Origin of the sequence: Streptomyces sp. PA03-5A, from assembly GCF_033792725.1 — a bacterium.
In the GTDB taxonomy this organism is placed as follows: domain Bacteria; phylum Actinomycetota; class Actinomycetes; order Streptomycetales; family Streptomycetaceae; genus Actinacidiphila.
The window spans coordinates 22,663-46,605 of record NZ_JARAVL010000036.1 but is presented as its reverse complement, the minus strand read 5'-3'; the positions used below and the strand labels follow the sequence as shown (position 1 = coordinate 46,605).

26 protein-coding genes are annotated in these 23,943 nt (G+C 73.0%); 16 read left to right on the top strand and 10 right to left on the bottom strand.

From position 1 onward, the window contains the following. The first annotated feature begins 214 nt into the window (after positions 1 to 214). The 6 genes from PV410_RS34790 to PV410_RS34765 all read left to right on the top strand — a co-directional run bounded on the left by PV410_RS34790 (position 215) and on the right by PV410_RS34765 (position 5,161). On the top strand, positions 215 to 982 hold the full coding sequence (locus tag PV410_RS34790) for a metallophosphoesterase family protein (RefSeq protein WP_499511406.1): 768 nt from the start codon (positions 215 to 217) through the stop codon (positions 980 to 982). A gap of 97 nt (positions 983 to 1,079) precedes the next feature. Then, on the top strand, positions 1,080 to 1,523 hold the full coding sequence (locus PV410_RS34785) for an SRPBCC family protein (RefSeq protein WP_499511405.1): 444 nt from the start codon (positions 1,080 to 1,082) through the stop codon (positions 1,521 to 1,523). Position 1,524: 1 nt separating this feature from the next. Then, positions 1,525 to 2,754 carry an ArsA family ATPase gene (locus tag PV410_RS34780; RefSeq protein WP_500329897.1) on the top strand — a complete coding sequence of 410 codons (1,230 nt, stop codon included), beginning with the start codon at positions 1,525 to 1,527 and terminating at the stop codon, positions 2,752 to 2,754. Positions 2,755 to 2,822: 68 nt separating this feature from the next. Next, a complete protein-coding gene (locus PV410_RS34775; RefSeq protein WP_500329896.1) occupies positions 2,823 to 3,224 on the top strand; it encodes a DUF5304 family protein in 402 nt (133 codons plus the stop codon). A gap of 104 nt (positions 3,225 to 3,328) precedes the next feature. Beyond that, positions 3,329 to 4,270, top strand: coding sequence for an ROK family glucokinase (locus PV410_RS34770; protein WP_500329895.1), 942 nt, complete (start codon positions 3,329 to 3,331; stop codon positions 4,268 to 4,270). Positions 4,271 to 4,396: 126 nt separating this feature from the next. Further along, positions 4,397 to 5,161: an endonuclease/exonuclease/phosphatase family protein gene (locus tag PV410_RS34765; protein WP_500329893.1), complete on the top strand. Its 765-nt coding sequence runs from the start codon at positions 4,397 to 4,399 to the stop codon at positions 5,159 to 5,161. A 12-nt stretch (positions 5,162 to 5,173) separates the two neighbouring features. Here the strand turns inward: PV410_RS34765 and PV410_RS34760 are convergent, their stop codons facing one another. Beyond that, a complete protein-coding gene (locus PV410_RS34760; protein WP_499511400.1) occupies positions 5,174 to 5,746 on the bottom strand; it encodes a hypothetical protein in 573 nt (190 codons plus the stop codon). Beyond that, positions 5,739 to 6,524 (bottom strand): alpha/beta hydrolase, encoded by a 786-nt coding sequence (locus PV410_RS34755; protein WP_500329892.1) that lies wholly within the window; start codon positions 6,522 to 6,524, stop codon positions 5,739 to 5,741. Before PV410_RS34755 ends, PV410_RS34760 begins: the two co-directional genes overlap by 8 nt. A 127-nt stretch (positions 6,525 to 6,651) precedes the next feature. Between PV410_RS34755 and PV410_RS34750 the strand changes: the two genes are divergently transcribed. From PV410_RS34750 to PV410_RS34730, 5 genes are all read left to right on the top strand, one after another. Beyond that, positions 6,652 to 7,371 (top strand): lysophospholipid acyltransferase family protein, encoded by a 720-nt coding sequence (locus PV410_RS34750; RefSeq protein ID WP_500329891.1) that lies wholly within the window; start codon positions 6,652 to 6,654, stop codon positions 7,369 to 7,371. Positions 7,372 to 7,483: 112 nt separating this feature from the next. Beyond that, complete coding sequence (gene macS / locus PV410_RS34745) at positions 7,484 to 8,644, top strand: MacS family sensor histidine kinase (RefSeq protein WP_500329955.1); 1,161 nt, start codon at positions 7,484 to 7,486, stop codon at positions 8,642 to 8,644. 17 nt (positions 8,645 to 8,661) lie between these two features. Then, positions 8,662 to 9,321 carry a response regulator gene (locus tag PV410_RS34740; RefSeq protein ID WP_500329889.1) on the top strand — a complete coding sequence of 220 codons (660 nt, stop codon included), beginning with the start codon at positions 8,662 to 8,664 and terminating at the stop codon, positions 9,319 to 9,321. Between the two features lie 180 nt (positions 9,322 to 9,501). Then, entirely contained in the window at positions 9,502 to 10,530 is a 1,029-nt protein-coding gene (locus PV410_RS34735; RefSeq protein WP_500329887.1) for a 6-phosphofructokinase, read from the top strand. A 131-nt stretch (positions 10,531 to 10,661) separates the two neighbouring features. Then, positions 10,662 to 11,324 (top strand): uridine kinase family protein, encoded by a 663-nt coding sequence (locus PV410_RS34730; RefSeq protein WP_500329886.1) that lies wholly within the window; start codon positions 10,662 to 10,664, stop codon positions 11,322 to 11,324. A gap of 26 nt (positions 11,325 to 11,350) precedes the next feature. On the opposite strand, the gene PV410_RS34725 is transcribed toward PV410_RS34730, so the two are convergent. Further along, complete coding sequence (locus PV410_RS34725) at positions 11,351 to 13,294, bottom strand: anthranilate synthase family protein (RefSeq protein ID WP_500329884.1); 1,944 nt, start codon at positions 13,292 to 13,294, stop codon at positions 11,351 to 11,353. A 283-nt stretch (positions 13,295 to 13,577) separates the two neighbouring features. On the opposite strand from PV410_RS34725, the gene PV410_RS34720 reads away from it, so the two are divergent. Beyond that, on the top strand, positions 13,578 to 14,162 hold the full coding sequence (locus PV410_RS34720; protein WP_500329882.1) for a Uma2 family endonuclease: 585 nt from the start codon (positions 13,578 to 13,580) through the stop codon (positions 14,160 to 14,162). Positions 14,163 to 14,172: 10 nt separating this feature from the next. On the opposite strand, the gene erm is transcribed toward PV410_RS34720, so the two are convergent. Continuing rightward, the gene (gene erm, locus PV410_RS34715; RefSeq protein WP_499516807.1) at positions 14,173 to 14,925 is read right to left on the bottom strand and encodes a 23S ribosomal RNA methyltransferase Erm; all 753 of its coding nucleotides are present in this window, start codon (positions 14,923 to 14,925) and stop codon (positions 14,173 to 14,175) included. A gap of 253 nt (positions 14,926 to 15,178) precedes the next feature. On the opposite strand from erm, the gene PV410_RS34710 reads away from it, so the two are divergent. Continuing rightward, complete coding sequence (locus PV410_RS34710; protein WP_499511394.1) at positions 15,179 to 15,703, top strand: anthrone oxygenase family protein; 525 nt, start codon at positions 15,179 to 15,181, stop codon at positions 15,701 to 15,703. Here the strand turns inward: PV410_RS34710 and PV410_RS34705 are convergent. After that, positions 15,654 to 16,169: a hypothetical protein gene (locus tag PV410_RS34705; RefSeq protein WP_499511393.1), complete on the bottom strand. Its 516-nt coding sequence runs from the start codon at positions 16,167 to 16,169 to the stop codon at positions 15,654 to 15,656. The two genes, PV410_RS34710 and PV410_RS34705, sit on opposite strands and share 50 nt — an antisense overlap. Before the next feature lie 280 nt (positions 16,170 to 16,449). Between PV410_RS34705 and PV410_RS34700 the strand changes: the two genes are divergently transcribed. Together PV410_RS34700 and PV410_RS34695 are read left to right on the top strand one after the other, a co-directional pair. After that, positions 16,450 to 17,799: a class II 3-deoxy-7-phosphoheptulonate synthase gene (locus PV410_RS34700; RefSeq protein ID WP_499511392.1), complete on the top strand. Its 1,350-nt coding sequence runs from the start codon at positions 16,450 to 16,452 to the stop codon at positions 17,797 to 17,799. A gap of 133 nt (positions 17,800 to 17,932) precedes the next feature. Then, positions 17,933 to 18,241 carry a (2Fe-2S)-binding protein gene (locus tag PV410_RS34695; RefSeq protein ID WP_500329879.1) on the top strand — a complete coding sequence of 103 codons (309 nt, stop codon included), beginning with the start codon at positions 17,933 to 17,935 and terminating at the stop codon, positions 18,239 to 18,241. Between the two features lie 25 nt (positions 18,242 to 18,266). On the opposite strand, the gene bfr is transcribed toward PV410_RS34695, so the two are convergent. Then, positions 18,267 to 18,746: a bacterioferritin gene (gene bfr, locus PV410_RS34690; protein WP_500329878.1), complete on the bottom strand. Its 480-nt coding sequence runs from the start codon at positions 18,744 to 18,746 to the stop codon at positions 18,267 to 18,269. Between the two features lie 161 nt (positions 18,747 to 18,907). Here bfr and PV410_RS34685 point away from each other — a divergent pair, with 161 nt between their 5' ends. Continuing rightward, on the top strand, positions 18,908 to 19,522 hold the full coding sequence (locus PV410_RS34685) for a sulfite oxidase-like oxidoreductase (protein WP_499511389.1): 615 nt from the start codon (positions 18,908 to 18,910) through the stop codon (positions 19,520 to 19,522). A 21-nt stretch (positions 19,523 to 19,543) separates the two neighbouring features. On the opposite strand, the gene PV410_RS34680 is transcribed toward PV410_RS34685, so the two are convergent. The 4 genes from PV410_RS34680 to PV410_RS34665 form a co-directional block, all read right to left on the bottom strand. Further along, positions 19,544 to 20,080: a DUF4396 domain-containing protein gene (locus tag PV410_RS34680; RefSeq protein ID WP_500329877.1), complete on the bottom strand. Its 537-nt coding sequence runs from the start codon at positions 20,078 to 20,080 to the stop codon at positions 19,544 to 19,546. 88 nt (positions 20,081 to 20,168) lie between these two features. Further along, entirely contained in the window at positions 20,169 to 21,074 is a 906-nt protein-coding gene (locus PV410_RS34675) for a deoxyribonuclease IV (protein ID WP_500329876.1), read from the bottom strand. Continuing rightward, positions 21,062 to 22,960: a Stk1 family PASTA domain-containing Ser/Thr kinase gene (gene pknB, locus PV410_RS34670; protein ID WP_500329874.1), complete on the bottom strand. Its 1,899-nt coding sequence runs from the start codon at positions 22,958 to 22,960 to the stop codon at positions 21,062 to 21,064. Before pknB ends, PV410_RS34675 begins: the two co-directional genes overlap by 13 nt. Positions 22,961 to 23,136: 176 nt before the next feature. Next, on the bottom strand, positions 23,137 to 23,940 hold the full coding sequence (locus PV410_RS34665; protein ID WP_499511385.1) for a thiazole synthase: 804 nt from the start codon (positions 23,938 to 23,940) through the stop codon (positions 23,137 to 23,139). Positions 23,941 to 23,943: the final 3 nt, after the last annotated feature.

Sequence of the window (23,943 nt, the reverse complement as noted above, 5' to 3'; positions counted from 1 at the left end):
CGGCCTGGACGTTACCCACCGGTAAAGCTTCAGCGGTAGGGGGTGCCGTGTAGATGTTTTGTGTGTCACATCGTCGTCACACGCCGCAGGCCCGCCGCGACACCGTGCGGATCCACTGGTCGGAAGCCTAGTCGAGGCCCCCGGTGACCCGCAGGTAACCGCAGCCCCGGTGTGCCCTCCCCAACCCCGCCCGGCGCGTCCTACAGTGATCGTCATGCGGGTCCATGTCGTCAGTGACGTCCACGGCGCCTCCGAGGCCCTCGCCGAGGCCGGTGAGGGCGCCGACGCGCTGATCTGCCTCGGCGACCTGATCCTCTTCCTCGACTACGCCGACCACTCGCGGGGCATCTTCCCCGACCTCTTCGGGGCCGAGAACGCCTCCCGCATGGTCGGGCTGCGCACCGCCCTGCGCTGGGACGAGGCCCGCGCCCTCGACCGCGAACTGTGGGCGGGGCTCGGCACCGACCGGCGCACCGCCATCGAGGCCGCCGTGCGCCGCCAGTACGCCGAGCTGTTCGCCGCGTTCCCCACCCCGACGTACGCCACCTACGGCAACGTCGACATCCCCGCGCTCTGGCCGGAGTACGCCCGGCCCGGCACCACGGTGCTCGACGGCACCACCACCGAGATCGGCGGCCTGGTCTTCGGCTTCGTCGGCGGCGGGCTGCGCACCCCGTACCGCACCCCGTACGAGATCGACGACGAGACGTACGCCGCCAAGGTGGCCGCCCTCGGCGAGGTCGACGTGCTGTGCTCGCACATCCCGCCCGCCGTCCCCGAGCTCTGCTACGACACCGTCGCCCGGCGCCTCGAACGCGGCAGCGAGGCGCTGCTCGACGCGATCCGCCGGGTGCGCCCCCGCTACGCGCTCTTCGGCCACGTCCACCAGCCGCTCGTGCCGCGGATGCGCCTGGGCAGGACCGAATGCGTCAACGTCGGCCACTTCAACTCCACCCGGACACCCTGGGCACTGCAATGGTGACCGCCCCGGCGGTCTCCGGCCGCCCGACCAGGCGGTAGCCTTCACCAGCAGACATACAACAGCAGGTACGACGCGACGTCCCGGAGGGGCCACGGCGATGGCGGAACACACCAGGTCGAGCATCACCATCGACGCGGCCCCGGCCGATGTCATGGGCGTCATCGCGGACTTCGCCCGGTACCCGGAGTGGACCGGCGAGGTGAAGGAGGCGGAGATCCTCTCCGCCGGCGGCGACGGCCGTGCCGAGCAGGTCAGGCTCCTCCTGGACGCGGGCGCCATCAAGGACGACCACACCCTCGCCTACACCTGGGTCGGCGACCACGAGGTCCGCTGGACCCTGGTCAAGTCCCAGATGCTGCGCACCCTGGACGGCGCCTACATCCTGGCCCCGCTGGAGGACGGCAAGCGCACCGAGGTCACCTACCAGCTGACCGTCGACGTCAAGATCCCCATGCTCGGCATGATCAAGCGCAAGGCCGAGAAGGTCATCATCGACCGCGCCCTCGCCGGCCTGAAGAAGCGCGTCGAGTCCCAGGGCTGACGTGCGCACGCTCCTGGTCACCGGCACGGGCGGCGCCGGGCGTACGACGGTCGCCGCCGCCACGGCCGTGGCCGCGAGCACGCCCGGGCGGCGTGTGCTGCTGCTCTCCACCGATCGCGACGCCTCCCTCGACGGGGTCCTGGGCCCGGTGCCGCCCCCGTCCGGGGACGGCGGCGGTCCGCAGCCGGACGGGGCGCCCCTGCCCATCGCGCCGGTCGGGTCCGTACCGGGTCTGTGGGCCGCGCGCGTCGACGCGGCCGCCGCCTTCCGGGCCGACGCCGGGGCCGTCCAGCAACGCCTGGGCTCCCTGCTCGACCTGCTCGGCGCGGCCCCGCTGGACCCCGAGGAACTGACCGAACTCCCCGGCGCCGACGCCTTCGCGCTGCTGCGCGCCCTGCGGGACACCGCCGGCGGCTGGGACCTGGTGGTCGTCGACCTCCCGCCGGTCCACGACTCCCTCACCGCACTCGCGCTGCCCGCGCAACTGCGCCGCTACATCGCCCGGCTGGTCCCCCAGGAGCGGCAGGCCGCCCGCGCCCTGCGCCCCGTCCTCGCCCAGCTCGCCGGTGTGCCCGCGCCGGGCGCCTGGGCCTACGAGGCCGCCGCCCGCGCCGACCGGGAACTGGCCGGTGCCCAGGCCGTGATCGAGGACGCCGCCACGACCGTCCGGCTCGTCGTGGCCCCCGGCACGCACGCCGCCGACGCCGTGCGCCGGGCCCGCACCGGACTGGCCCTGTACGGCCACCGCCTCGAGGCCGTGGTCGCCAACCGGATGCTGCCCGCCGAGTCCCCGGACCCCTGGCTGACCGAACTGGCCGCCCACCGGCGCAAGGAAGTGCGCGCCCTGCGCGCGGAACTCGCCGGAACGCCCACCGCGCTCCACGAACTGCCCCACCTCGGCCGGGAGCCGCGCTGCGCCGAGGACCTCGCACGGCTCGCCGCGCAGCCGCCCGCCGACGCGCCCGAGGGCCCCGCGGCGCCGCCGTGGACCACCGAGGACCGGCTCGCCGCCGAGGGCCACTTCCTCTGGCGGCTGCCCCTGCCGGGCGCGACACGCGACACCGTCGACCTCGTACGCCGCGGCGACGAACTCGTCGTCGACGCCGAGGGATACCGCCGCATCCTCCCGCTGCCCTCCGCGCTGCGCCGCTGCACCGTGGCCGGTGCGGCGCTCCGCGACGGCGCGCTGCAGGTCCGGTTCGCCCCGGATCCCGGTCTTTGGCCCCGCTGAGCGCTGAAAGTGCCGCCCCCGTTCGGGTACCGTCGTGGGTATCAAGCCCGGAGCCTTACGGAGCCACCATGAGCGAATCCACGGACCGCGCGGGCCGCCCCGACACCGATTCAGACGCCTGGGCCAAGGCGAGCGCGGAGGACACCGCCGCGGAGAACGCCCGCCGGCGGCAGCAGAGCGGACAGACCCCCGGCAGTGCCGGCGAGGAGCTGCGGCGTCTCGCGGAAGCGGTCACCGACCGCCTGTCGATGCTCCGCACCCCCGCCGCCGAGATGGCGGCGCAGGGGCTGATCTCGCAGGTCAAGCAGGCGGTTGAGCCGATCGTCGAGCGCAACCCCGAGGTCTTCGACCACCTCGCCGCCGCGGGCGCCGAACTCCTGGCCGCCTACCGCGCCGCGGTGAGCGGGCAGGAACGACGCTGGACCTCCGGCGGGGACACGCCGCCCAGCGAACGCATCGACCTGGACTGAACGGCGCGACGCGGACCCGGGACGAGCATCGGGCCCGAACAGGGCGCGGGTCGCCCTCCGGTACGGTTGGACACAGCGGGGCTCGACCGAATACTGAGGGATACATGGGACTCACCATCGGCGTCGACATCGGCGGCACGAAGATCGCGGCCGGCGTGGTCGACGAGGAAGGCTCGATTCTCGAAATCGTCAAGGTGCCGACCCCGCAGACCTCCGAGGGCGTCGTCGACGCCATCGCGAGCGCGGTGCACGACGTCAGTGTCGGCCACACGGTCGAGGCCGTCGGCATCGGTGCCGCCGGCTACGTCGACGACAAGCGTGCCACCGTGCTCTTCGCGCCCAACATCCGCTGGCGCCACGAGCCGCTGAAGGACAAGGTCGAGCAGCGCGTCGGACTGCCCGTCGTCGTCGAGAACGACGCCAACGCCGCCGCCTGGGGCGAGTACCGCTTCGGTGCCGGCGCGGGCCACGACGACGTCATCTGCATCACCCTCGGCACCGGGCTCGGCGGCGGCATCATCATCGGCAACAAGCTGCGCCGCGGCCGCTTCGGCGTGGCCGGCGAGTTCGGGCACATCCGCATGGTGCCGGACGGTCTGCTGTGCGGCTGCGGCAGCCAGGGCTGCTGGGAGCAGTACGCCTCCGGCCGGGCACTGGTGCGCTACGCCAAGCAGCGGGCCGTCGCCCAGCCGGAGAACGCCACCCTGCTGCTGTCGCTCGGCGACGGCACGCCCGAGGGCATCCAGGGCCAGCACATCAGCCGGGCCGCGCGTGACGGGGACAAGGTCGCGATCGACTCCTTCCGCGAGCTGGCCCGCTGGGCCGGCGCCGGGCTCGCCGACCTGGCCTCGCTCTTCGACCCCTCCGCCTTCATCGTCGGCGGCGGCGTCTCCGACGAGGGCGAACTCGTCCTCGAGCCCATCCGCAAGTCCTTCCGCCGCTGGCTGGTCGGCGGCCAGTACCGGCCGCACGCCCAGGTACTCGCCGCCCAGCTCGGCGGCAAGGCCGGCCTCGTCGGCGCCGCCGACCTCGCCCGCCAGGGCTAGCCCCGGCGGTCACCCGCCCGGCAACGGTGCCCCCGTCACTCCCGGCGAAGGAGTGACGGGGGCGCCCGGCTTCCCGGCCGGGCACACGACGCCCCCGCGCGACCGCGCCGCCGCTACAGTGAGCCCGTGAGCGAGGGCCCGCTGCCGGAGCTGCCGGCGTCCCGTACCGAGCCGGACGGCTCCGCCGTCGTCCGCGTGCTGAGCTACAACATCCGCTCCATGCGGGACGACACCGCGGCGCTCGCCCGGGTGATCCGCGCCTGCGACCCCGACCTCGCGCTGATCCAGGAGGCACCCCGCTTCTTCCGCTGGCGCAAGGCCGTCGCCCGCCTCGCCCGCGCCTGCGGCCTGGTCGCCGTCACCGGCGGGGCCACCGCCACCGGCCCCCTCGTGCTGTCATCCCTGCGGGTGCACGTGGAACGCGCCGAGGACGTCCTGCTGCCCCGCACGCCCGGTCTGCACCGGCGCGGCTTCGCCACCGCCGTCGTGCGCGTCGGCGGCGCCCGTCTGTCCGTCGTCAGCTGCCACCTCTCGCTGCAGGCCCGCGAGCGCTACGACCAGGGCGGCATGCTGCTGGACCGGCTCGCCGCCATGGGCGAGCCGTACGCGGTCGTCGGCGGCGACCTCAACGACCGCCCCAAGGGCCGCACCTTCCGCCGGCTCGCCGACGACCTCCAGGACGCCTGGGCGGCCCGGCCCTGGGGCGGCGAGTACACCTCCACCCCGTACGACCCGCACCAGCGGATCGACGCGATCTTCACGACCCCCGGCATCGAGGTCCTCGGCTGCGGGGTGCCGCACGGCCTGCCCGGCATCACCCCGTACGACCTGAGGGCGGCCACGGACCACCTCCCGGTCCTGGCCGCCCTCAAGGTGCCCGCGTCCGCCTGACGGCGGCGCCGGTCAGACCACGGCGCCGCCGCCCGGCAGGTCGTCGTCCTCGTCGCCGCCCGGACGCATGCGCGTCACCAGGGTGGCGAAGCCGCCGAGGAAGCCGCCGACGCCGACGGTGAGAGCCCACCACGGCATCGGTTCCTGGAAGAGGACGAAGCCGAAGATCAGCAGCGGGCCGCCCACGGCGGCCAGCCACGCGAACTTCGTCGTCACGTCCGCCTCCGGCAGCGGCGGCGGCTCCGGCGGCTCGTAGTGCCCCTCGTCCGCGTCCTCATCGAGTGCGTAGTCACGGGGACCGGACAGCACGGGGTGGATGACGATGCGCGTCGCGTCCGGCGCCGCGGGCAGCGCGGACGGGTCCGCAGTGCCCTCGCTCCCGTCGCGCTCGCCGTCGGCCCCGCCCTCGCCGTCCCGCTCCGCGGCCGGGACGTCCTCGGCCTCGGGCCAGGAACCCGTCCCGGGCTCGGGGTCCTTCTCGTACGCCGCGACGATCTCGGCCCACGCCGATTCCTCGTCCAGCGGCGCGCGCTCCGGCTCGCCGCCCTCCGGCACCTGGCGGCGCTCCTCCTCGGGCTCAGCCACTGGCCGCGTCCTCCTTCTCCGCCCGCTCTCCCGCACCCGACAGCCGCTCGACGAAGGCGTACGACTCCTCGAAGACCGTCTCCGCGTCGTGGTCCAGCGTCGCGACGTGGTAACTGCGCTCCAGCACCGTCTCCGTGACGTCCGTCGACGACACCCGGCTCAGCACGACCGCCGAGTTCGACGGGTGCACCACGTGGTCGACCCGGCTGTGCAGCAGCAGGAGCGGCTGCGTCACCTGCGGCAGCTCATGGCGTACCAGCGTCCAGAAACGGCTCAGCGAGTGCACCGCCCGCAGCGGGGTGCGGTCGTAGCCGACCTCCTGCGAGCCCTCCTTCGCGATGTCGCTCGCGATGCCCGGCACGGTGGGGACGAAGTGGCGCAAGAGGGGAACGACCTTCAGCTGATGGCTGTCGGCCTTGACCGAGGGGTTGACCAGGGCGATGCCACCGACCGCGGCGCCGTGCTGCGCGGCCAGCCGCAGGGTCAGGGCCCCGCCCATCGACATTCCGAAGACAAACACGCGGTCACAGCGCTCGGACAGCGCGCGGAATTCCCGGTCCACCTCCGCGTACCAGTCCTCCCAGCCGGTCAGCTGCATGTCCTGCCAGCGCGTGCCGTGCCCCGGCAGCAGCGGTACGGACACGGTCAGGCCCCGCTCGGCCAGGTACTCGGCCCACGGCCGCATGGACTGCGGTGTGCCGGTGAACCCGTGGCACAACAGGACGCCGACCTTGCCGCCGTCGTGGCGGTAGGGCTCGGCTCCGGGCATCAGCGGCACCGTGCGTCTCCTGTTCGGTGGAATGCGCGAAAAGCGATACCTCACAGTACGCGGACGGCCGACACCGGGGGAGAGCACCGGCGGATCTGGCGTTAAGGTCTTCCCGTCAGACACAGGAGGTCATCGGTTGTTGTACGGCGTGATGAAGATCGCCATCGGGCATCCCCTGCGGGCCGCGTTCCGGCCGTGGGTGGAGGGGATGGAGCACATCCCCAAGCAGGGAGCGGCGATCCTGGCGAGCAACCACCTGTCCTTCTCGGACTCCTTCTTCCTGCCGGCCGTGCTCGACCGCAAGGTCACCTTCATCGCCAAGGCCGAGTACTTCACCACGCCCGGCATCAAGGGCAAGCTCACCGCCGCCTTCTTCAAGGGCGTCGGCCAGCTCCCCGTGGACCGCTCCGGCGCGCGCGGCGCCGGCGAGGCCGCGATCAACAGCGGGATAAAGGTCATCGAGGCCGGCGAGCTCTTCGGCATCTACCCCGAGGGCACCCGCTCGCCCGACGGCCGCCTCTACCGCGGCAAGCCCGGCGGCCTGGCCCGCATCGCGCTCGCCACCGGCGCGCCCGTGATCCCGGTCGCCATGATCGACACGGAGAAGATCCAGCCGCCCGGCCAGGTCATGCCCAAGCTGATGCGCCCCGGCATCCGGATCGGCAAGCCGCTGGACTTCAGCCGCTACATGGGCATGGAGCACGACCGCTTCATCCTGCGCTCGGTCACCGACGAGGTGATGTACGAGATCATGAAGCTCTCCGGCCAGGAGTACGTGGACATCTACGCGACCGCCGCCAAGCGGCAGATCGCCGAGGCGGCGAAGAAGCAGCAGCAACAGCACGGCGAGTCCTAGCCGGACGCGCCAGGGGGAAACGGGGGGACGGCCCATGGCCGGGGAGAAGACCGGCGCGACCGGGGGGAGACCCGGCGGGTCCGCCGCCGCGCGGCCCGCACGCGTCGCCCGCATGTCCGTCGAGCAGCCGCTGTGGCGCGCCCTGACCGGCTACCGGTTGCTGACCGCGGCGTACGCCATCGGGCTCTACGCCGCCGCCTACCACGAGCACGCACACCCCCTGGCGGGCGCGGCCTACATGGCGGTGCTCGCCGTGTGGACGCTGGCCACCGTCGGCAAGGTGAGCTCGCCCCAGCGCTGCACCAGGCCCTTCCTCATCGTCGACCTCGGTGTCGCGATCACCGGCATCCTCATCACCCCGGTCGTCGAGGCGCACCAGCGCATCCTCGACGGCGGCCCCACCCTCCCGTCGATCTGGACCGCCGGCTCCGTGCTCGCCTTCGCCATCAAGGGCGGCTGGCGCTGGGCCGCCGCCGCCTCCTGCCTCGTCGGCGGCGCCAACCTCGTCGAGCGCGGCGCCCCGGCGCGCGACACCCTCCACAACGTGCTGCTGGTGGCCATCGCCAGCATCGCCATCGGGTACGTCGTCGAGGTCGCCCGCGCCAGCGAACGCACCCTCGCCCGCGCCCTGCAGATCGAGGCCGCCACCCGCGAGCGGGAGCGCCTGGCCCGCGACATCCACGACAACGTGCTGCAGGTGCTCGCCATGGTGCAGCGGCGCGGCGCCGAGATCGGCGGCGAGGCCGAGGCCCTGGGCCGCATGGCAGGCGAACAGGAGGCCGCCCTGCGCGCCCTGGTCACCGACGGCGCCGCCGCCCTGCCGTCTCCCCGCGGTGCCACCGGCACCGACGCCGACGCCGAGGCCGGCGCCGGCCAGGACCCGGACGCGCCCCGCGACCTGCGCCCGCTGCTCTCCCCGTACGGCAGTGCCCGGGTCACCGTCGCGGCCCCCGGCACCCCCGTCCTCGTCCCGGCCCGCGCAGCACGTGAACTCGCCGCCGCCGTGGGCGCCGCCCTGGAGAACGTCCGCCGGCACGCCGGTGAGGAAGCCCACGCCTGGATCCTGGTCGAGGACGAACCCGAGGCCGTACTGGTCAGCGTCCGCGACGACGGCCCCGGCATCCCCGAAGGCCGCCTCGCCGCCGCCGAGGCCGAGGGCAGGCTCGGGGTCGCCCAGTCCATCCGCGGCCGGCTCCGGGACCTCGGCGGCACGGCGGAACTGGTGTCGGTGCCCGGGCAGGGGACAGAAGTCGAGTTGAGGCTCGCGAAGTGAGGGAGGAGATTGGGGTCATGGCGGTGAAGGTGATGGTGGTCGACGACCACCCCATGTGGCGGGACGCGGTGGCCCGCGACCTCACCGAGGCCGGATACGTGGTGGTCGCCACCGCCGGCGACGGTCCGGAGGCGGTACGGCGCGCCAGGGCGGCCATGCCCGAGGTGCTCGTCCTCGACCTCAACCTCCCCGGCCTGTCAGGTGTCCAGGTCTGCAAGGACGTCATCGCCGACAACCCCGCCCTGCGGGTGCTGGTGCTCTCCGCCAGCGGCGAGCACGCGGACGTCCTGGAGGCCGTGAAGTCCGGCGCCACCGGCTACCTGCTGAAGTCCGCCGGCCGCGAGGAACTCCTCGACGCCGTCCGCCGCACCGCCGTCGGCGACCCCGTCTTCACCCCGGGCCTCGCCGGCCTCGTCCTCGGCGAGTACCGCCGCCTCGCCTCCGACCCCGCCCCCGTCGCGGCCGACACCCCCGAGGCGCCCCGCCTCACCGACCGCGAGACCGAGGTCCTGCGGCTCGTCGCCAAGGGGCTCAGCTACAAGCAGATCGCCGAACGGCTGGTCATCTCCCACCGCACCGTCCAGAACCACGTCCAGAACACCCTCGGCAAGCTCCAACTCCACAACCGCGTCGAACTCGTCCGCTACGCCATCGAACGCGGACTGGACGAGGAATAGCCCCGACGCCGCCTCGGGGCGCGCCCGCTCCAGTGCCGCGCGCCGCCCGGAAGGGTGAAATCGGCGGACCAACATCCCCGCGGATCAAGGGATTTCACCGAACGGCCCATCCCACCTGTGACGCCGGTCACGCTAGCGTCGTGGACGCAGGCAAATGGTGCGAACGGGAAGGGATGGATCATGCGAGTTGGCGTGCTGACCGGCGGCGGAGACTGCCCCGGGCTCAACGCGGTCATCCGTGCCATCGTGCGCAAGGGTGTCCAGGAGTACGGATACGAGTTCACCGGTTTCAGGGACGGCTGGCACGGTCCCCTCGAGGGCGACACCGTGCCGCTCGACATCCCCGCCGTGCGCGGCATCCTCCCGCGCGGCGGCACGATCCTCGGATCGTCCCGCACGAACCCGCTCAAGGCGGAGAACGGCGTGCGCCGCGTCAAGGAGAACCTCGCCAAGTACGAGGTCGACGCACTCATCGCGATCGGCGGCGAGGACACCCTCGGCGTCGCCACCGCCCTGTCGGACGAGTACGGCGTCCCCTGCGTCGGCGTGCCCAAGACCATCGACAACGACCTGGCGGCCACCGACTACACCTTCGGCTTCGACACCGCCGTCAACATCGCCACCGAGGCCATCGACCGCCTCCACACCACCGCCGAGTCGCACATGCGCGTCCTCGTCGTCGAGGTGATGGGCCGCCACGCCGGCTGGATCGCCCTCCACTCGGGCCTCGCCGGCGGCGCCAACGCCATCCTCATCCCCGAGCAGCGCTTCGACGTCGACCAGGTCTGCGCCTGGGTGGAGAGCCGCTTCAAGATCCGCTACGCACCCATCGTCGTGGTCGCCGAGGGCGCCATGCCCAAGGACGGCGAAATGGTGCTCAAGGACCAGTCGCTCGACTCCTTCGGCCACGTCCGGCTCTCCGGCGTCGGCGAGTGGCTCGCCAAGGAGATCGAGAGGCGCACGGGCAAGGAGGCCCGCACCACCGTCCTCGGCCACATCCAGCGCGGCGGCACCCCCAGCGCCTTCGACCGCTGGCTCGCCACCCGCTTCGGCCTGCACGCCATCGACGCGGTCCGCGACCAGGACTGGGGCAAGATGGTCGCCCTGCGCGGTACGGACATCGTCCGCGTCCCGTTGCGCGACGCGACGGCCCAGCTCAAGACGGTCGATCCGCGGCTCTACACCGAGGCGGCGGTCTTCTTCGGGTAAACACGGCGTTTCCCCGGCGCCGTCTGCGCTTTCCCCGCTTGCCATGGGCGATCACGCGGCCGTACATTCCCTGCACCCGGCTTGTCCGGCCGCTTCGTTTATCCCCCTTGAGCACATGAGGAGCGCCCGGCATGACGGGTGTACTGGCGGTCGCAGGCGGCACCGCATCCGGCAAGTCCACCCTTGCCGAGGCCCTGTCGCTGCAGTGTCCCGAGAGCATCGCACTGGTCCATCTGGACGACTACTACGTGCCCGCGCACGATCCCCTCAGGGGCGTGTGGACGGTCAGCGCCGGCGGGCACGCCATCCTCGACTGGAACCACCCCGGCTCCATCGACGAGGCCGCCGTCAGCGCCGCGATCGACGCGGCGCTGACGCGGCCCGGCGTGCGCCTCGTGGTGGTCGAGGGCCTGTTCGCCCTGACCCTGCCGTCGGTGCGGGAACGGGCGGACTGGCGGGTGTACGTGGACGCCCCCGACGACGTCCGGCTGGCCCGCAAGATCCTCCGCAAGATCGAGGTCCAGCGGCAGGACCCGCGGCTGTCCCTGCTGAACTACCTGCAGAGCGGGCGGGACCGCCACGTCGCCCACGTCGCCCCCTCGCGGGCGCTGGCCGACCTCGTGGTGGACGGCCTCAACGAGGGCCCCGACATGGTGGCGGCGGTCCTGGGTCTCATCGGCCCGCTCCTGTCGCCCGTCCCCGCGCCCGTGCCCGAACCGGTCCCCGCCGCCCGCCCCCGCCGGCCCCGCGCGGTCACCCCGCGGACGCACCAGCTTCCGGCGGCCGCGGTCTGACCTGCCGGGGCGGCGGGTCGCGGGCGTCAGCCCGTCACCGTGACCCCCGCCAGGAGGTTCGCCACGATCGCCGTGCCGCCCAGCGTGAGCACGGACTCGGGGTGGAACTGGACGCCCGCGAACCCCGGGCCGCGCAGGGCGTGGACGTCGCCGGTGGCGGGGTCGCGGCTCAGTTCGATGCGGTGCATGGCGAGCTCCTCCGCCGTGGCGTCGTCGCAGCGGGCGGTGAAGGAGTTGTAGAACCCCACGGTCTCCGCCTTCCCGAACAGGTCGACGGATGTCTGCGCGCCCTGGAAGGGGACGTCCTTGCGGACGATGTCGAGGCCGAGTTCGGCGGCGATCAGTTCGTGGCCGAGGCAGACCCCGAGCAGGCCGTGCCGGTGGCCGCGGACGAGTCCGGAGGCGAGGCCGCGCAGGAGGGCCATCTTGGGGTCGCCGGTGTCGGACGGGTCGCCGGGGCCCGGACCGAGGATGACCGGGCCCTGGTGCGCGAGGGCGGCCTCGTGCAGTCCCGGGGCGTCGAAGCGGCGCACGGTGACCTGCAGCCCGGACGACCTCAGCACGTGCGCGAGCATCGCGGTGAAGGTGTCCTCGCCGTCCACCACGAGGGCGTGCCCGGTCAGCGTGCCGGGCTGCTCCGCGGTGCGCATGCGCAGCCAGAACGGGGCCAGGTTCCGGCGGCGTCCGTCCAGCGCGGCCCGCACCCGGATGTCGTCGCCGAGCGGTGGCCGGTCTGCAGCCGGGCCCTGCGCCCGTCCGGGCCGGACCCCCAGCGCGGCCAGCACGGCCGCCGCCTTCGCGTGCGTCTCGGCGACCTCCGCGTACGGGTCGGAGCGCCGCACCAGGGTCGCGCCCACCGGGACCTTCAGGCCGCCCGCGGCGTCGACGTCCGCGGTGCGGATCAGGATGGGCGAGTCCAGGGTCTGTGCCCCGCCGGCGTCCCGCCCGATCAGGGCGAGGGCGCCGGCGTAGTAGCCGCGGCCGCCCGGCTCGTGGCGCTCGATCACCCGGCAGGCGTTCTGCACCGGCGAGCCGGTCACCGTCGCGGCGAACATCGTCTCGCGCAGCACGTCCCGCACGTCCATGCTGCTGCGGCCGCGCAACTCGTACTCGGTGTGCGCCAGGTGCGCCATCTCCTTCAGGCGCGGGCCGACGACGACGCCGCCGAGGTCGCCGACGGTGCACATCATCTTCAGTTCCTCGTCGACCACCATCGTCAGCTCCTCCACCTCCTTGGCGTCCCGCAGGAAGGCGAGCAGCCCCTCCGCGTCCGGCCCCTGCGGGGGGTAGCGGTAGGTGCCGCTGATGGGGTTCATGACGACCGTGCCGCCGGCCATCCGCACGTGCACCTCGGGGCTCGCGCCGACCAGGGTCCGCTCCGGGGTCCGCACCACGAACGTCCAGTAGGCGCCGCGCTCGCCGTCGAGCAGCCGGCGGAACAGCGCGAGCGCGTCGGCCGCCGCGAACCCCGGGACCTCGCCGCGGAAGGTGCGCCGGATGACGAAGTTCGCGCCCTCGCCGCTCCCGATCTCGTCCTCGATGACGCGCTCCACGATCCCGGCGTACGTGTCGTCGTCGACGTCGAAGGCCCCGCCCTCCACGCGCACCGCGTGCGCGGGCAGGGCCGCCATGAGCTCGGGGAGCGGCAGCTCGTACGCCTCACGGGGGCGCAGCACGACCAGCGGCGTCCCGTCGTCGCGCACGTCGAAACCGCGCTCCCTGATCTGCCGGTACGGCAGCAGCGCCAGTGCGTCCACCGCGGGGCGCTCCCCTTCGGGTGCCCCGGTCGGCAGCGCGATGTCGGTCAGCCGCTCCGCCGTCGTGACCGGGCCGAGCAGCACTTCGACGGTGTCCGTGTCCCGGCCGGGCGCTCTGCGCCTGAGCAGCGCGAAGGGCGGGCACGCGGGGTCCAGCAGCCGTTCGACGAGCGCGGCGGCGGGGGGTGCGGCGGCGGGATCGTGGTTCTCCACGGCGGTTCCTTCCGGTCTTCGGCGAGGGAAGGGACGGCCGCGCAAACACCGAAGGCCGCCCCTCGGGCGGCCTGAGCGTCTGCTTCTGCGTACGCGCTGCTAGTGGGCCGCCGGATCCGCGGTCCACCACCACTGCAGGTGCGTCTGCTGCGCGTACATGTTCCGCACCCTAACGCATCCGCCCACGACGCGGCGGCCCCGCTCACGCTTTCGGGGCATCGTGGGGACGTAGGGCCCCGGTACTCTCGGGGATGCGTCCGGAATCCCGTCCATGGGAGGAACCATGACCGCCGAACCGCTGCCGGCCTGGGCGATTCCGCCGCGTGGCGGCTTCACCTCGGACGACCTGGACCGCATTCCCGACCTCCCGCCGCACACGGAGTTGATCGACGGGAGCCTGGTGTTCGTGAGCCCGCAGAAGAGCTTTCATTCGCTGGCCATGTATCTGCTGGAGCAGGGCTTGCGAGCGGCGGCACCGGAGAACCTGCGGGTGCGGCGGGAGATGAGCGTCGTGCTGAACCGGCGCAACCGGCCCGAGCCGGATCTGGTGCTGGTGCGTGCCGAGGCCGCGAGCGACGGCGCGGACGAGACGGGGTACCAGGCGGCCGACGCCGTGCTCGTCGTCGAGGTGGTCTCACCCGACTCCGAGGAGCGGGACCGCAAGCGCAAGCCGCAACTGTACGCCGAGGCGGGCATCCCGCACTTCTGGCGGGTCGAGAAGGGCGAGGGCCGGCTCCCCGTCGTCTACGTCTTCGAACGGGAGCCGGCCACCGGCACCTACGTCGCCACCGGCATCCACCACGAACGCCTCAAGGTGTCCGTGCCGTTCGCCGTGGACATCGACCTCGCGGAGATCGAGCGGCTGTAGCCGCCGCCCCTCACCTCACCAGCCGCCACAGGGACGCCCACTGCCTCGCCGTGAGGTCCTTGGGGAGGGCGTGCGGGGGGACGCGTTCGGCACGCAGCCAGTCGCGCAGCGCCGTGCGGTCGAAGTGGCCGGTGCGGGCGAGGACTTCGCGCAGGCCGCGGCCCGGGCCGGTGAACACCCGCTGGACGAAGGCCTGGTAGGCGCGGCGGTCGCCGGTGACGAGCGGCTGCGGGCGCCGGGTCATGGTCAGCAGTCCGCCGTCGACGGAGGGTGCCGGGCGGAAGGCGCGGGCGGGGACGCGGGAGTGGAGGGTGAAGTCGTACCAGGGCCACCAGGAGGCGGTGAGCATGCTGGCGCCGCCGACGCCCGCGCGGCGGCGGGCGACCTCCCACTGGACGAGCAGCACCGCGCACTCCCACCGGTCGGCGGCCAGGACGCGCCGCATGATGGTGGTCGTCAGGTGGAAGGGCAGGTTGCCGACGATCACGTGTGGTTCGCGCGGGAAGCGGTAGCGCAGGACGTCGGTGGTGACGACGTGCGCGCCGCGCGGGAGCCGCCGCTGCAGGCGCTGTGCGCGCCCCGGGTCGATCTCCACGGCCGTCAGGGGGCGGCCGGTGCGGCTGAGGGGGAGGGTCAAGGCGCCGTCGCCGGGGCCGATCTCGACGATGGGTCCGCTGGTGGCGGCGACGAGGGCCTCGATGGAGGCGATGACGGTGCGGTCGGTGAGGAAGTTCTGGCCGAGCTCGTGCCGGCCGCCCACCATGGACCGGTGGTGAGGCATGGGTGTGCACTCCGCGACATAAGAGGTTCCGACGATGGACCCGATGCCGCGGCGAAGAGCGCCGCGGCTATGCCCGGCGCAGCCTGATGTAGTAGGTGCAACCCATGGGCCGCACGGTATCCCGGCCCCGTCCGGTTCCGCACGCGGTTTTCCGCGCTCTCCGTGTGGACGCGCGCGTATGGGACGGAGCGTCCGGGCCATGTTCCGTCTCACCAGGCGCGGCTTCACTGGTCGCATGACTTCCCGAGACGCCGTCCTCGTCGCGGCCACCGTCGCCGTCGGCCTCATGGCCGGGCTCTTCTTCGCGTTCTCCGTCGCCGTCATGCCGGGTCTGGCCAAGGCGGCCGACCGTACGCTCGTCGACGCGATGCAGCGCATCAACATCGCCATCCAGAACGGCTGGTTCCTGCTGGTCTTCGGCGGTTCGCTGCTGCTGTGCGCCGCCGCGGTGGCGCTCTGCCTGCGCGACGCAGGCCGCGGTCCGCTCCCGTGGGTGATCGCCGCGACCGTGCTCTACCTGGCGGTGCTCGTCGTCACCTTCGGCGTCAACATCCCGTTGAACGACCGGCTGGACGCGGCGGGCGACCCCGGGAGCCTCGCCGATCCCGCCGCCGTGCGCGAGCGGTTCGAGGCGGCCTGGGTCCGCTGGAACCTGGTGCGCACGCTCCTGTGCACGGCGGCGCTGGGCTGCCTGGGCCAGGCGCTCGTCCTCAGCGGCCGCGCCGCCGTGGAAGCGGCGCGTCGCACAGGGCGCATGTGAAGTCGTCGTCCTTGACGAGGTTGCGCTCGCCGCACCGCGGGCAGTGCCGGAAGACGACCGCCTGCGTGAACCAGCCGGGGCGGGTGAGCCCCGCCCGGTCGAGGGCTTCCGCCAGCGCGGGCCAGGACGCCTCGGCGTCGGGGCAGTAGCCGGTCGACTGGTTGCCGACCTCGGTCACCTCCCACCCGCCGTCCTCCCGCGCGGCGAACGTGATCTCCCCGGCGGCCAGCACGGGCCCGCCCCCGGCGCACGCCACGTGCTCGCTGCGGCGCGGCGCCAGACGGAGCGTGCCGGTCGAGTCGACGACGTAGGTGAAGGGCTCCTCGCGGTCGGCGGCGGCGCCATCCAGCCACTGCCGGACGTCGTCCGCTGACCGCACCGCCCGGCCCGCCGCGTCGGGCCGCACCACGGCGGCCCGGATGTCGTCCGGTCCCACGTACCTGAACGCCTCCGACGGTGTCGGCATGACGGCGGCCCCTCCCGTCCGGGCTTCGGTGTGCGGGCCGAGCGTACGACCCCGGACGCGGGCCGTCTCACTGGGTGGACTCCGCGGTGGCGGCGTGGGCCGGACGCGCCGTCGCCGTACGCCGGGCGGCGCCGGCGCGCGGGGCCGGGGAGGGCCCGCCCTCCGGGCTCCGCAGGCCTGTGCCGGGCGGGTCGGACGGGGCTCCGCGGAGGTCACTCGGTCGTCTCATCCTCTGGTCCGATGCGCAAAGGAACGGACACGACCACGTAATGTGGGCTGCGTGACCGTGAACGCTGAAACCCACGCCGGGCGCCAGACCTGGCGCTCACTGCCCGCGGCGCAGCAGCCTGAGTACCCCGACCCCGAGGCTCTGCGCGAAGTGATCGCGGACCTCGAGTCGTATCCGCCGCTCGTCTTCGCAGGCGAGTGCGACCAGCTGCGCGACCGCCTGGGGGCCGTGGCCCGGGGTGAGGCGTTCCTGCTGCAGGGCGGCGATTGCGCGGAGGCCTTCGACCAGATCGGGGCCGACCAGATCCGCAACAAGCTGAAGACGCTGCTGCAGATGGGCGCCGTCCTCACCTACGCCGCGTCCGTGCCGGTCGTGAAGGTGGGCCGGATCGCCGGTCAGTACAGCAAGCCGCGTTCGAAGCCGACGGAGACCCGGGGCGGGGTGACCCTCCCGACCTACCGCGGCGACTCGGTCAACGGCTTCGAGTTCACCGAGGCGGCCCGCGTGCCGGACCCGGAGCGGCTCAAGCGCCTGTACAACGCGTCCGCCGCGACGCTGAACCTCGTCCGGGCCTTCACCACCGGCGGCTACGCCGACCTGCGTCAGGTGCACGCCTGGAACCAGGACTTCGTGAAGTCCTCGCCGTCCGGGCAGCGCTACGAGGCCCTGGCCCGGGAGATCGACGGCGCGCTGAACTTCATGCACGCCTGCGGCGCGGACCCCGAGGAGTTCAAGACCGTCGAGTTCTACGCCTCGCACGAGGCGCTCCTGCTCGACTACGAGTCGGCGCTGACCCGCGTGGACTCCCGCACCGGCCGGCTGTACGACGTGTCCGGCCACATGGTCTGGATCGGTGAGCGCACCCGTCAGCTCGACCACGCGCACATCGAGTTCGCCTCGAAGATCCGCAACCCACTCGGTGTGAAGCTCGGCCCGACGACCACGCCCGAGGAGGCGCTGGCGCTGATCGACCGGCTGGACCCGGACCGCGAGCCCGGCCGGCTGACCTTCATCACGCGTATGGGCGCCGGCAAGGTGCGCGAGCTGCTGCCGAACCTGGTGGAGAAGGTCACGGCCTCGGGCGCGCAGGTCGCCTGGGTGTGCGACCCGATGCACGGCAACACCTTCGAGGCGGCCTCGGGTCACAAGACGCGCCGTTTCGACGACGTGCTCGACGAGGTCAAGGGCTTCTTCGAGGTGCACCACGGCCTCGGCACCCACCCGGGCGGCATCCACGTGGAGCTCACCGGCGACGACGTGACCGAGTGCGTGGGCGGCGGCGACGAGATCTTCGTCGACGACCTGCACCAGCGCTACGAGACGGCCTGCGACCCGCGGCTCAACCGCAGCCAGTCGCTCGACCTGGCGTTCCTGGTGGCAGAGATGTACCGCGGCCAGTAGCGGCGGCCGTCCCTGCGGACCCTGAGAGGGGCGCGGATCACATCGATCCGCGCCCCTCGTCGGTTTTCAGCCACTCGCCCGGCGGGTAAGGTTAGGATAACCTCAGGCCGGGATCGAGAGAGAGGGGAACCGCGTGTACGTCTGCTCATGCTTCGGCATCACCGAAGAGCAGGTCAAGCAGCATGCGGACGCCGGCCGCTGCACCCCTCGCCAGATCGCCTCCGCCTGCAAGGCGGGCACGGACTGCGGTTCCTGCGTGCGCCGGATACAGGCGCTTCTCGGCCGCGGCGACGGCTGTGCCACCCGAACGAAGCTCGACACGGCGAAGTCCGGAGCGCCCGCGGAACCCCTCGGTGCCCCCGCGCCGGCCTCCCTGCCGGTCCCGCCCGCACTGCCGGTGCCGGTCGCGGTCCCGCTGCCCGCGGCGGCCAGCGCCGCCTGAACGGCTGCGGCCCGGCCGACGGCCGTCAGCTGTCGGGCTGCTCGACGAGCTGGGCGATGTACAGCGGCTCCCCGAGCTTCTCGATGAGTTCGAGCTGGGTGTCCAGGTAGTCGATGTGGTGCTCCTCGTCGGCGAGGATGTCCTCGAAGATGTTGGCCGACGTGATGTCGCCCTTCGTCCGCATGACCTCGATGCCGCGCCTGAGGCGGTCGATCGCCTCGACCTCGACCTGGCGGTCGGCCTGGAACATCTCGGTGAGGGTCTGCCCCACCCGGACGTGGAAGAGCCGCTGGTAGTTCGGCAGTCCGTCGAGGAAGAGGATGCGGTCGGTCAGCACCTCGGCATGCTTCATCTCGTCGAAGGACTCGTGCCGCGTGTACTTGGCGAGCTTCGTCCAGCCCAGGTTCTCCTGCATCTTGGCATGCAGGAAGTACTGGTTGATCGCCGTCAGCTCGCCCGTCAGTTGCTCGTTCAGGAACTCGATGACCTCGGGGTCGCCCTGCATGGCAAGCCCGTCCTTTCCGGAGGAATCCACACGATGGGCGCATTTTCGCACCGCCGGTGGAAGCGATCCAGTAAGTTCACACTTACTCCGGTGGCCCGGGTTGTCATACTTTGACCTGGTGCTGGTCGGTGGGACTGCATCCGGTCTGTCACCATGGACGCATGGGTCAGTCCGAACGCCGCGAAGGGGAGCTTCCTCCCGGACAGCGGCTCCAGCGGGGCTGGCCGGTCACCCACTACGGTCCGGTGCCCAGGTTCAAACCCGAGCGCTGGGAGTTCCAGGTCTTCGGCGCCACGGCGGACGGCGGCAAGCGTGCGTGGGGCCACGAGGAGTTCGCCGCGCTGCCGTACACGACCGTCACGGGCGACTTCCACTGCGTGACCAAGTTCAGCATGCTCGGCGTCGAGTGGGGCGGTGTCTCCACCGCCGAGATCCTGCGGCTGGCGCCGCCCGCGCCGGACGTCACGCACGTCATGGTGTGGGCCGAGTACGGCTTCAGCTCCAACCTGCGGCTGGCGGACTTCGCCGACCCCAAGTCGATATTCGCGACCCACCGCGGCGGCGAGCCGCTGACCGCGGAGCACGGCTTCCCGGCCCGGCTCGTCGTGCCCCACCTCTACGCCTGGAAGGGCCCCAAGTGGGTCAGGGGCGTGGAGTACATGACGTCCGACCGCCGCGGCTTCTGGGAGGAGCGCGGCTACCACAACCTGGGCGACCCCTGGAGCGAGCAGCGCTACTCGTACCAGGAGGAGCCCGGCGACGGGCCGGAGCTGTAGCCGCCGGGCCTCCGCCGCGGGTCAGTGGTACCGGTGCACGACCGCGTGTCCCTTGCCGCGGCCGATCATCCACTTGTTGACGGGTGTGGTCACCAGGAAGGCGACCGCGAAGGCCAGCGCGAGGCTGATCCAGAACAGCGCGTCCGACAGCGTGGCGTCCATCGCGCCCGGGAACAGCAGGATCGTCCCGTTGTCCGCGAGTTCCATGAAGACGATCGAGACGGTGTCGGCGGCGAGCGCCACCCGTACGGCGCCGCGCAGGTCCAGGCCGGCCCGCAGGACGCCGCGCATGGTGAGCGAGTAGCCGAAGACGAAGGCCAGGACGATCGCCAGGGTCATCGTCGGGACGTTGTGCCAGCCGAGGGCCGTGCCGATCAGCATGCCGAGGACCTCGCCGATCGCACAGCCGGTGAGGCAGTGCAGCGTGGCCTGGACGGCGGTGCCCCAGGAGGCCGGGCCGGTGTGGTGGGCCGCCGTGTGGTGCTCGTGGTGGGACGGCTCGTGCTGGGACGGCTCGGGGTGGGACTGATGCCGTTGGGAGTGCTCGACGTGCTGCATCCTGTGTCCCCCAGGGATGAGTGCGGGTGTCGTCGTGCGTTCTGGTTCCTCAACGCATTACCCCCCTGGGGTATTCCTGCCGATCCGGTCAGGCCGGGCGCAACGACTTCAGCACGGCCACGTCCGTGGCCATCCCGGTGCCCTTGGGGCCGCCGTTCGGCGTCTCCACGACCAGCGGCACGCCCTGCGTGGCGGGGTGCCGGAAGAGCTCCCCGAAGGCGGTGGCACCGATGTGACCGGCGCCGATGTTCTCGTGGCGGTCCTTGTGGGCGCCGGCGACGTCCTTGGAGTCGTTGGCGTGGACGAGCTTCAGCCGTCCCTCGCCGACCGTCGCCACCAGCTCGTCCAGGACGGCCTTGACCCCGCCGGCCGCCGCGAGGTCGTGCCCGGCCGCGAACACATGACAGGTGTCCAGACAGACCCCCAGCCGTGGGTGGTGGTCCAGGGCGTCGAAGTACGGGCCCAGGTCCTCCACCAGCGAGCAGAGCGAGAAGCCCTGCCCCGCGGTCGGCTCCAGCAGCAGCCACGGGTCGTCGTCGTGCGTCAGTTCCTCCAGCAGCGGCAGCATCCGCTCCCGTACCTGCGCCAGCGCCGTGGCCCGGGAACGGCCGCCGGTCGCCGACCCGGTGTGCACGACCGTGCCCAGGGCGCCGATCGCCCGCCCGCGGCGCAGCGAGTGGCGCAGCGAGTCCACCGAGTGGTCGACCGTCGCCTCGGTGTGCGAACCGAAGTTGATCAGGTACGGCGCGTGGACGTACGCGGGGAGTCCCTGCGCGGCGCAGCGCTCGCGGAACTCCTCGTCCTGGCGCGGACTGCCGGGCGGGGTCGCCCACCCGCGGGGGTTGGCGACGAAGACCTGCACGGTCTCGGCGCCCATCCGCGCGGCCTCCGCCAGCCCGGTGGTGGCCAGACCCCCGGCCACGGCGACATGGCCGCCGACGGGGTTGCGGAGCTCGGCGGCGGCGCCGCCATCGGACGTGACTATCGCACCCACAGTGTGATCGTGCTGCCCTTCGGTGCCTCGGTGCCGCCGGCGGGCGACTGGTTGTTGACCTGGCCGGTGAAGAAGAACTGGATGACGCGCACGTCGAAGCCCGCGGCCTCCAGCTTCGCCTTCGCCTTGTCGACGTCCAGGCCCTGCACGTCCGGTACCACGACCATCTCCTGGCCCTTGGAGACCTGCAGCGTGACCGTGTCCCCGGCCGCCAGCCGCGTGTTCGCGCCGGGCGTCTGCCCGGCGACCGCGCCCTCGTCCGCCTGGTCGGAGTAGACCTGCCGCGGGTCCACCTTGACCCGCAGCCCGGCGTCCTCCAGCTGCCGGCGGGCGTCCTCCAGCGGCTGCCCGACCACGTCGGGGGCGTCGACGGGCGCGCCCTTGCTCACCACCAGCGACACGGCCGAGTCCGGCCGGCGGCTCGCGCCCGAGCCGGGGTCGGTGGAGATCACCCGGCCCCGCGGCACCTCGTCGCTGAACTCCCGGGAGACCGTCCCCGGACTCAGTCCGGCGGCCTTCAGGCGTCGCTTCGCCTCCGCCAGCTCCTCGCCCACCACGCCCGGGACCTTCACCCGCTCCGGGCCCTTGGACACGGTGATCGTCACCGTGCCGTTGTCGCGGATGCGCTCGCCCGTGCCCGGGTCGGTGGAGGCCACCTTGCCCTTGGTCATGGTGGGGTCGAACGCCTCGACGACCTCGACCCGCAGCCCGGCGTCGCGCAGCTGGCGCTCCGCCTGCGCCTGCGGCAGCCCGACGACGGCGGGGGTCCGGGTGAACTGGCCGTCGTTGATGTACCAGACGCCCGCGCCGACGCCGAGGATCAGCAGCAGGGTCGTCACGACAGCGATGGCCCCGGGACGCCGCCGGGGCCGGGTCGACGTCCGGGACGCGGCCCGGGGCTGCTGCCGGGTCGGCTCGGGCGAGAACTCCAGGCGCGCGGTGCGGTGCACCACCGTCGTCGGTTCCTCGGCGCCGGCCGGTGCCGCGGGGGCGTGCGCGGGGGTCCGCGCGCCCGGCGGCACCAGGTCCAGCTGCTCGGGCGTCATGCCCTGGCGCACCGCGTGCAGCCGCCGCAGCAGCTCCGCGGCGTCGGCCGGACGCCGGGCGGCGGCACGCGCGGTCGCCTCGGCCACCAGCGCGTCCAGCTGCGGGGGCAGCCCGGGGGAGGCGGCGGACGGGGCGGGCACGTCCTCGTTCAGCAGCTGGTAGACCACCTGCACGGGCGTCCCGCCGGTGTGCGGCTTGCGGCCGGTGAGCATCTCGTAGAGCAGCACCCCGCACGCGTACACATCGGTGCGCTCGTCGGTCGTGGGGCTCTCGACCTGCTCCGGCGCCATGTACGAGACCGTGCCGAGGACACCGCCGGCGGAGGTGTTGGTGTGCGTGCCCGCGATCCTGACCAGGCCGAAGTCCGCCACCTTGACGCGGCCGTCGTCGCCTATGAGGACGTTCTCCGGCTTCATGTCGCGGTGCACCAGCCCCGCGCGGTGCGCCGCGCCGAGCGCGGCCAGCACGGGCTCCAGGATGTCCAGCGCGGCGCGGGGCGGCAGGGCGCCGCGGTCGCGCAGCACGTCGCGGAGGGTGCAGCCCGCGATGTACTCCATGGCCAGGTAGACGTAGGTGCCGTCGGCGCCCTGGTCGTAGACCTGCACCACATTGGGGTGGTCGAGGCGCGCCACCGTCTTCGCCTCGCGGATGAAGCGCTCCACGAAGCCGGGCTCGGCGGAGAGGGCGGGGTGCATGACCTTCAGGGCCAGCACCCGGTCCAGGCGGGTGTCCAGCGCCCGGTACACCGTCGCCATGCCGCCGACCGCGATCCGGGACTCCACCCGGTAGCGGCCGTCGAGCGTCTGCCCGACGAGCGGGTCCTGAAGCGTCGTATCCACGAAGGTGCAGTTTACGGTGCCGACATGACCCTTCTGGGCTAAGCCGCCCAAGTTGTACCTCACCCGTGCCGTACCGCGACCGCCCCGTGCCCCGCGCTGCCGTGTGCCACGGGGCGGGAGCGGCCCCGGTCCGGCGCGCGCCCCCGCAGGTCGTGGCACGGTGCCCTGGCCAGGGGTCAGCAGGCGCCGAAGGCGGGGCGCTCGGGGTCGAACGTGGCGAGTCCCACAGCCGGCGAGGACGCGTTCGCGTGGTGGCGGCGGGGGATGCGCCCCGCCCGGTAGGCCAGGCGCCCGGCGTCGACGGCGTGCCGCATGGCCTCGGCCATGAGCACCGGTTCCCTCGCCCGGGTGACGGCGGAGGCCAGCATGACGGCCGCGCAGCCCAGCTCCATCGCCAGGGCCGCGTCCGAGGCCGTCCCGGCACCCGCGTCCAGGATCACCGGCACCGTCGCCCGCTCGACGATCAGCTCGAAGTTGTGCGGGTTGCGGATGCCGAGCCCCGATCCGATGGGCGAGCCCAGCGGCATGATCGCCGCGCAGCCCGCGTCCTCCAGCTTCCGGGCGAGCACCGGGTCGTCGTTGGTGTACGGCAGCACCGTGAAGCCGTCGTCCACGAGGGTCTCCGCCGCGTCCAGCAGCTCCACCGGGTCCGGCAGCAGGGTGCGCTCGTCGGCGATGACCTCCAGTTTCACCCAGTCCGTGCCCAGCGCCTCGCGCGCCAGGCGGGCGGTGAGGACGGCCTCGCCCGCGGTGTAGCACCCGGCGGTGTTCGGCAGCACGCGGATGCCGTGCCGGGCGAGCACGGACAGCACGGAGCCCTTGACCGTGGGGTCCAGCCGCCGCATGGCGACCGTGGTCAGCTCGGTGCCGGAGGCCAGCAGCGCCTGCTCCATCACCTCCAGGCTGGGCGCCCCGCCCGTGCCCATGATCAGCCGGGATCCGAAGGCGGTGCCGCCGATGGTCAGCGGGTCGTCGGCCATGGG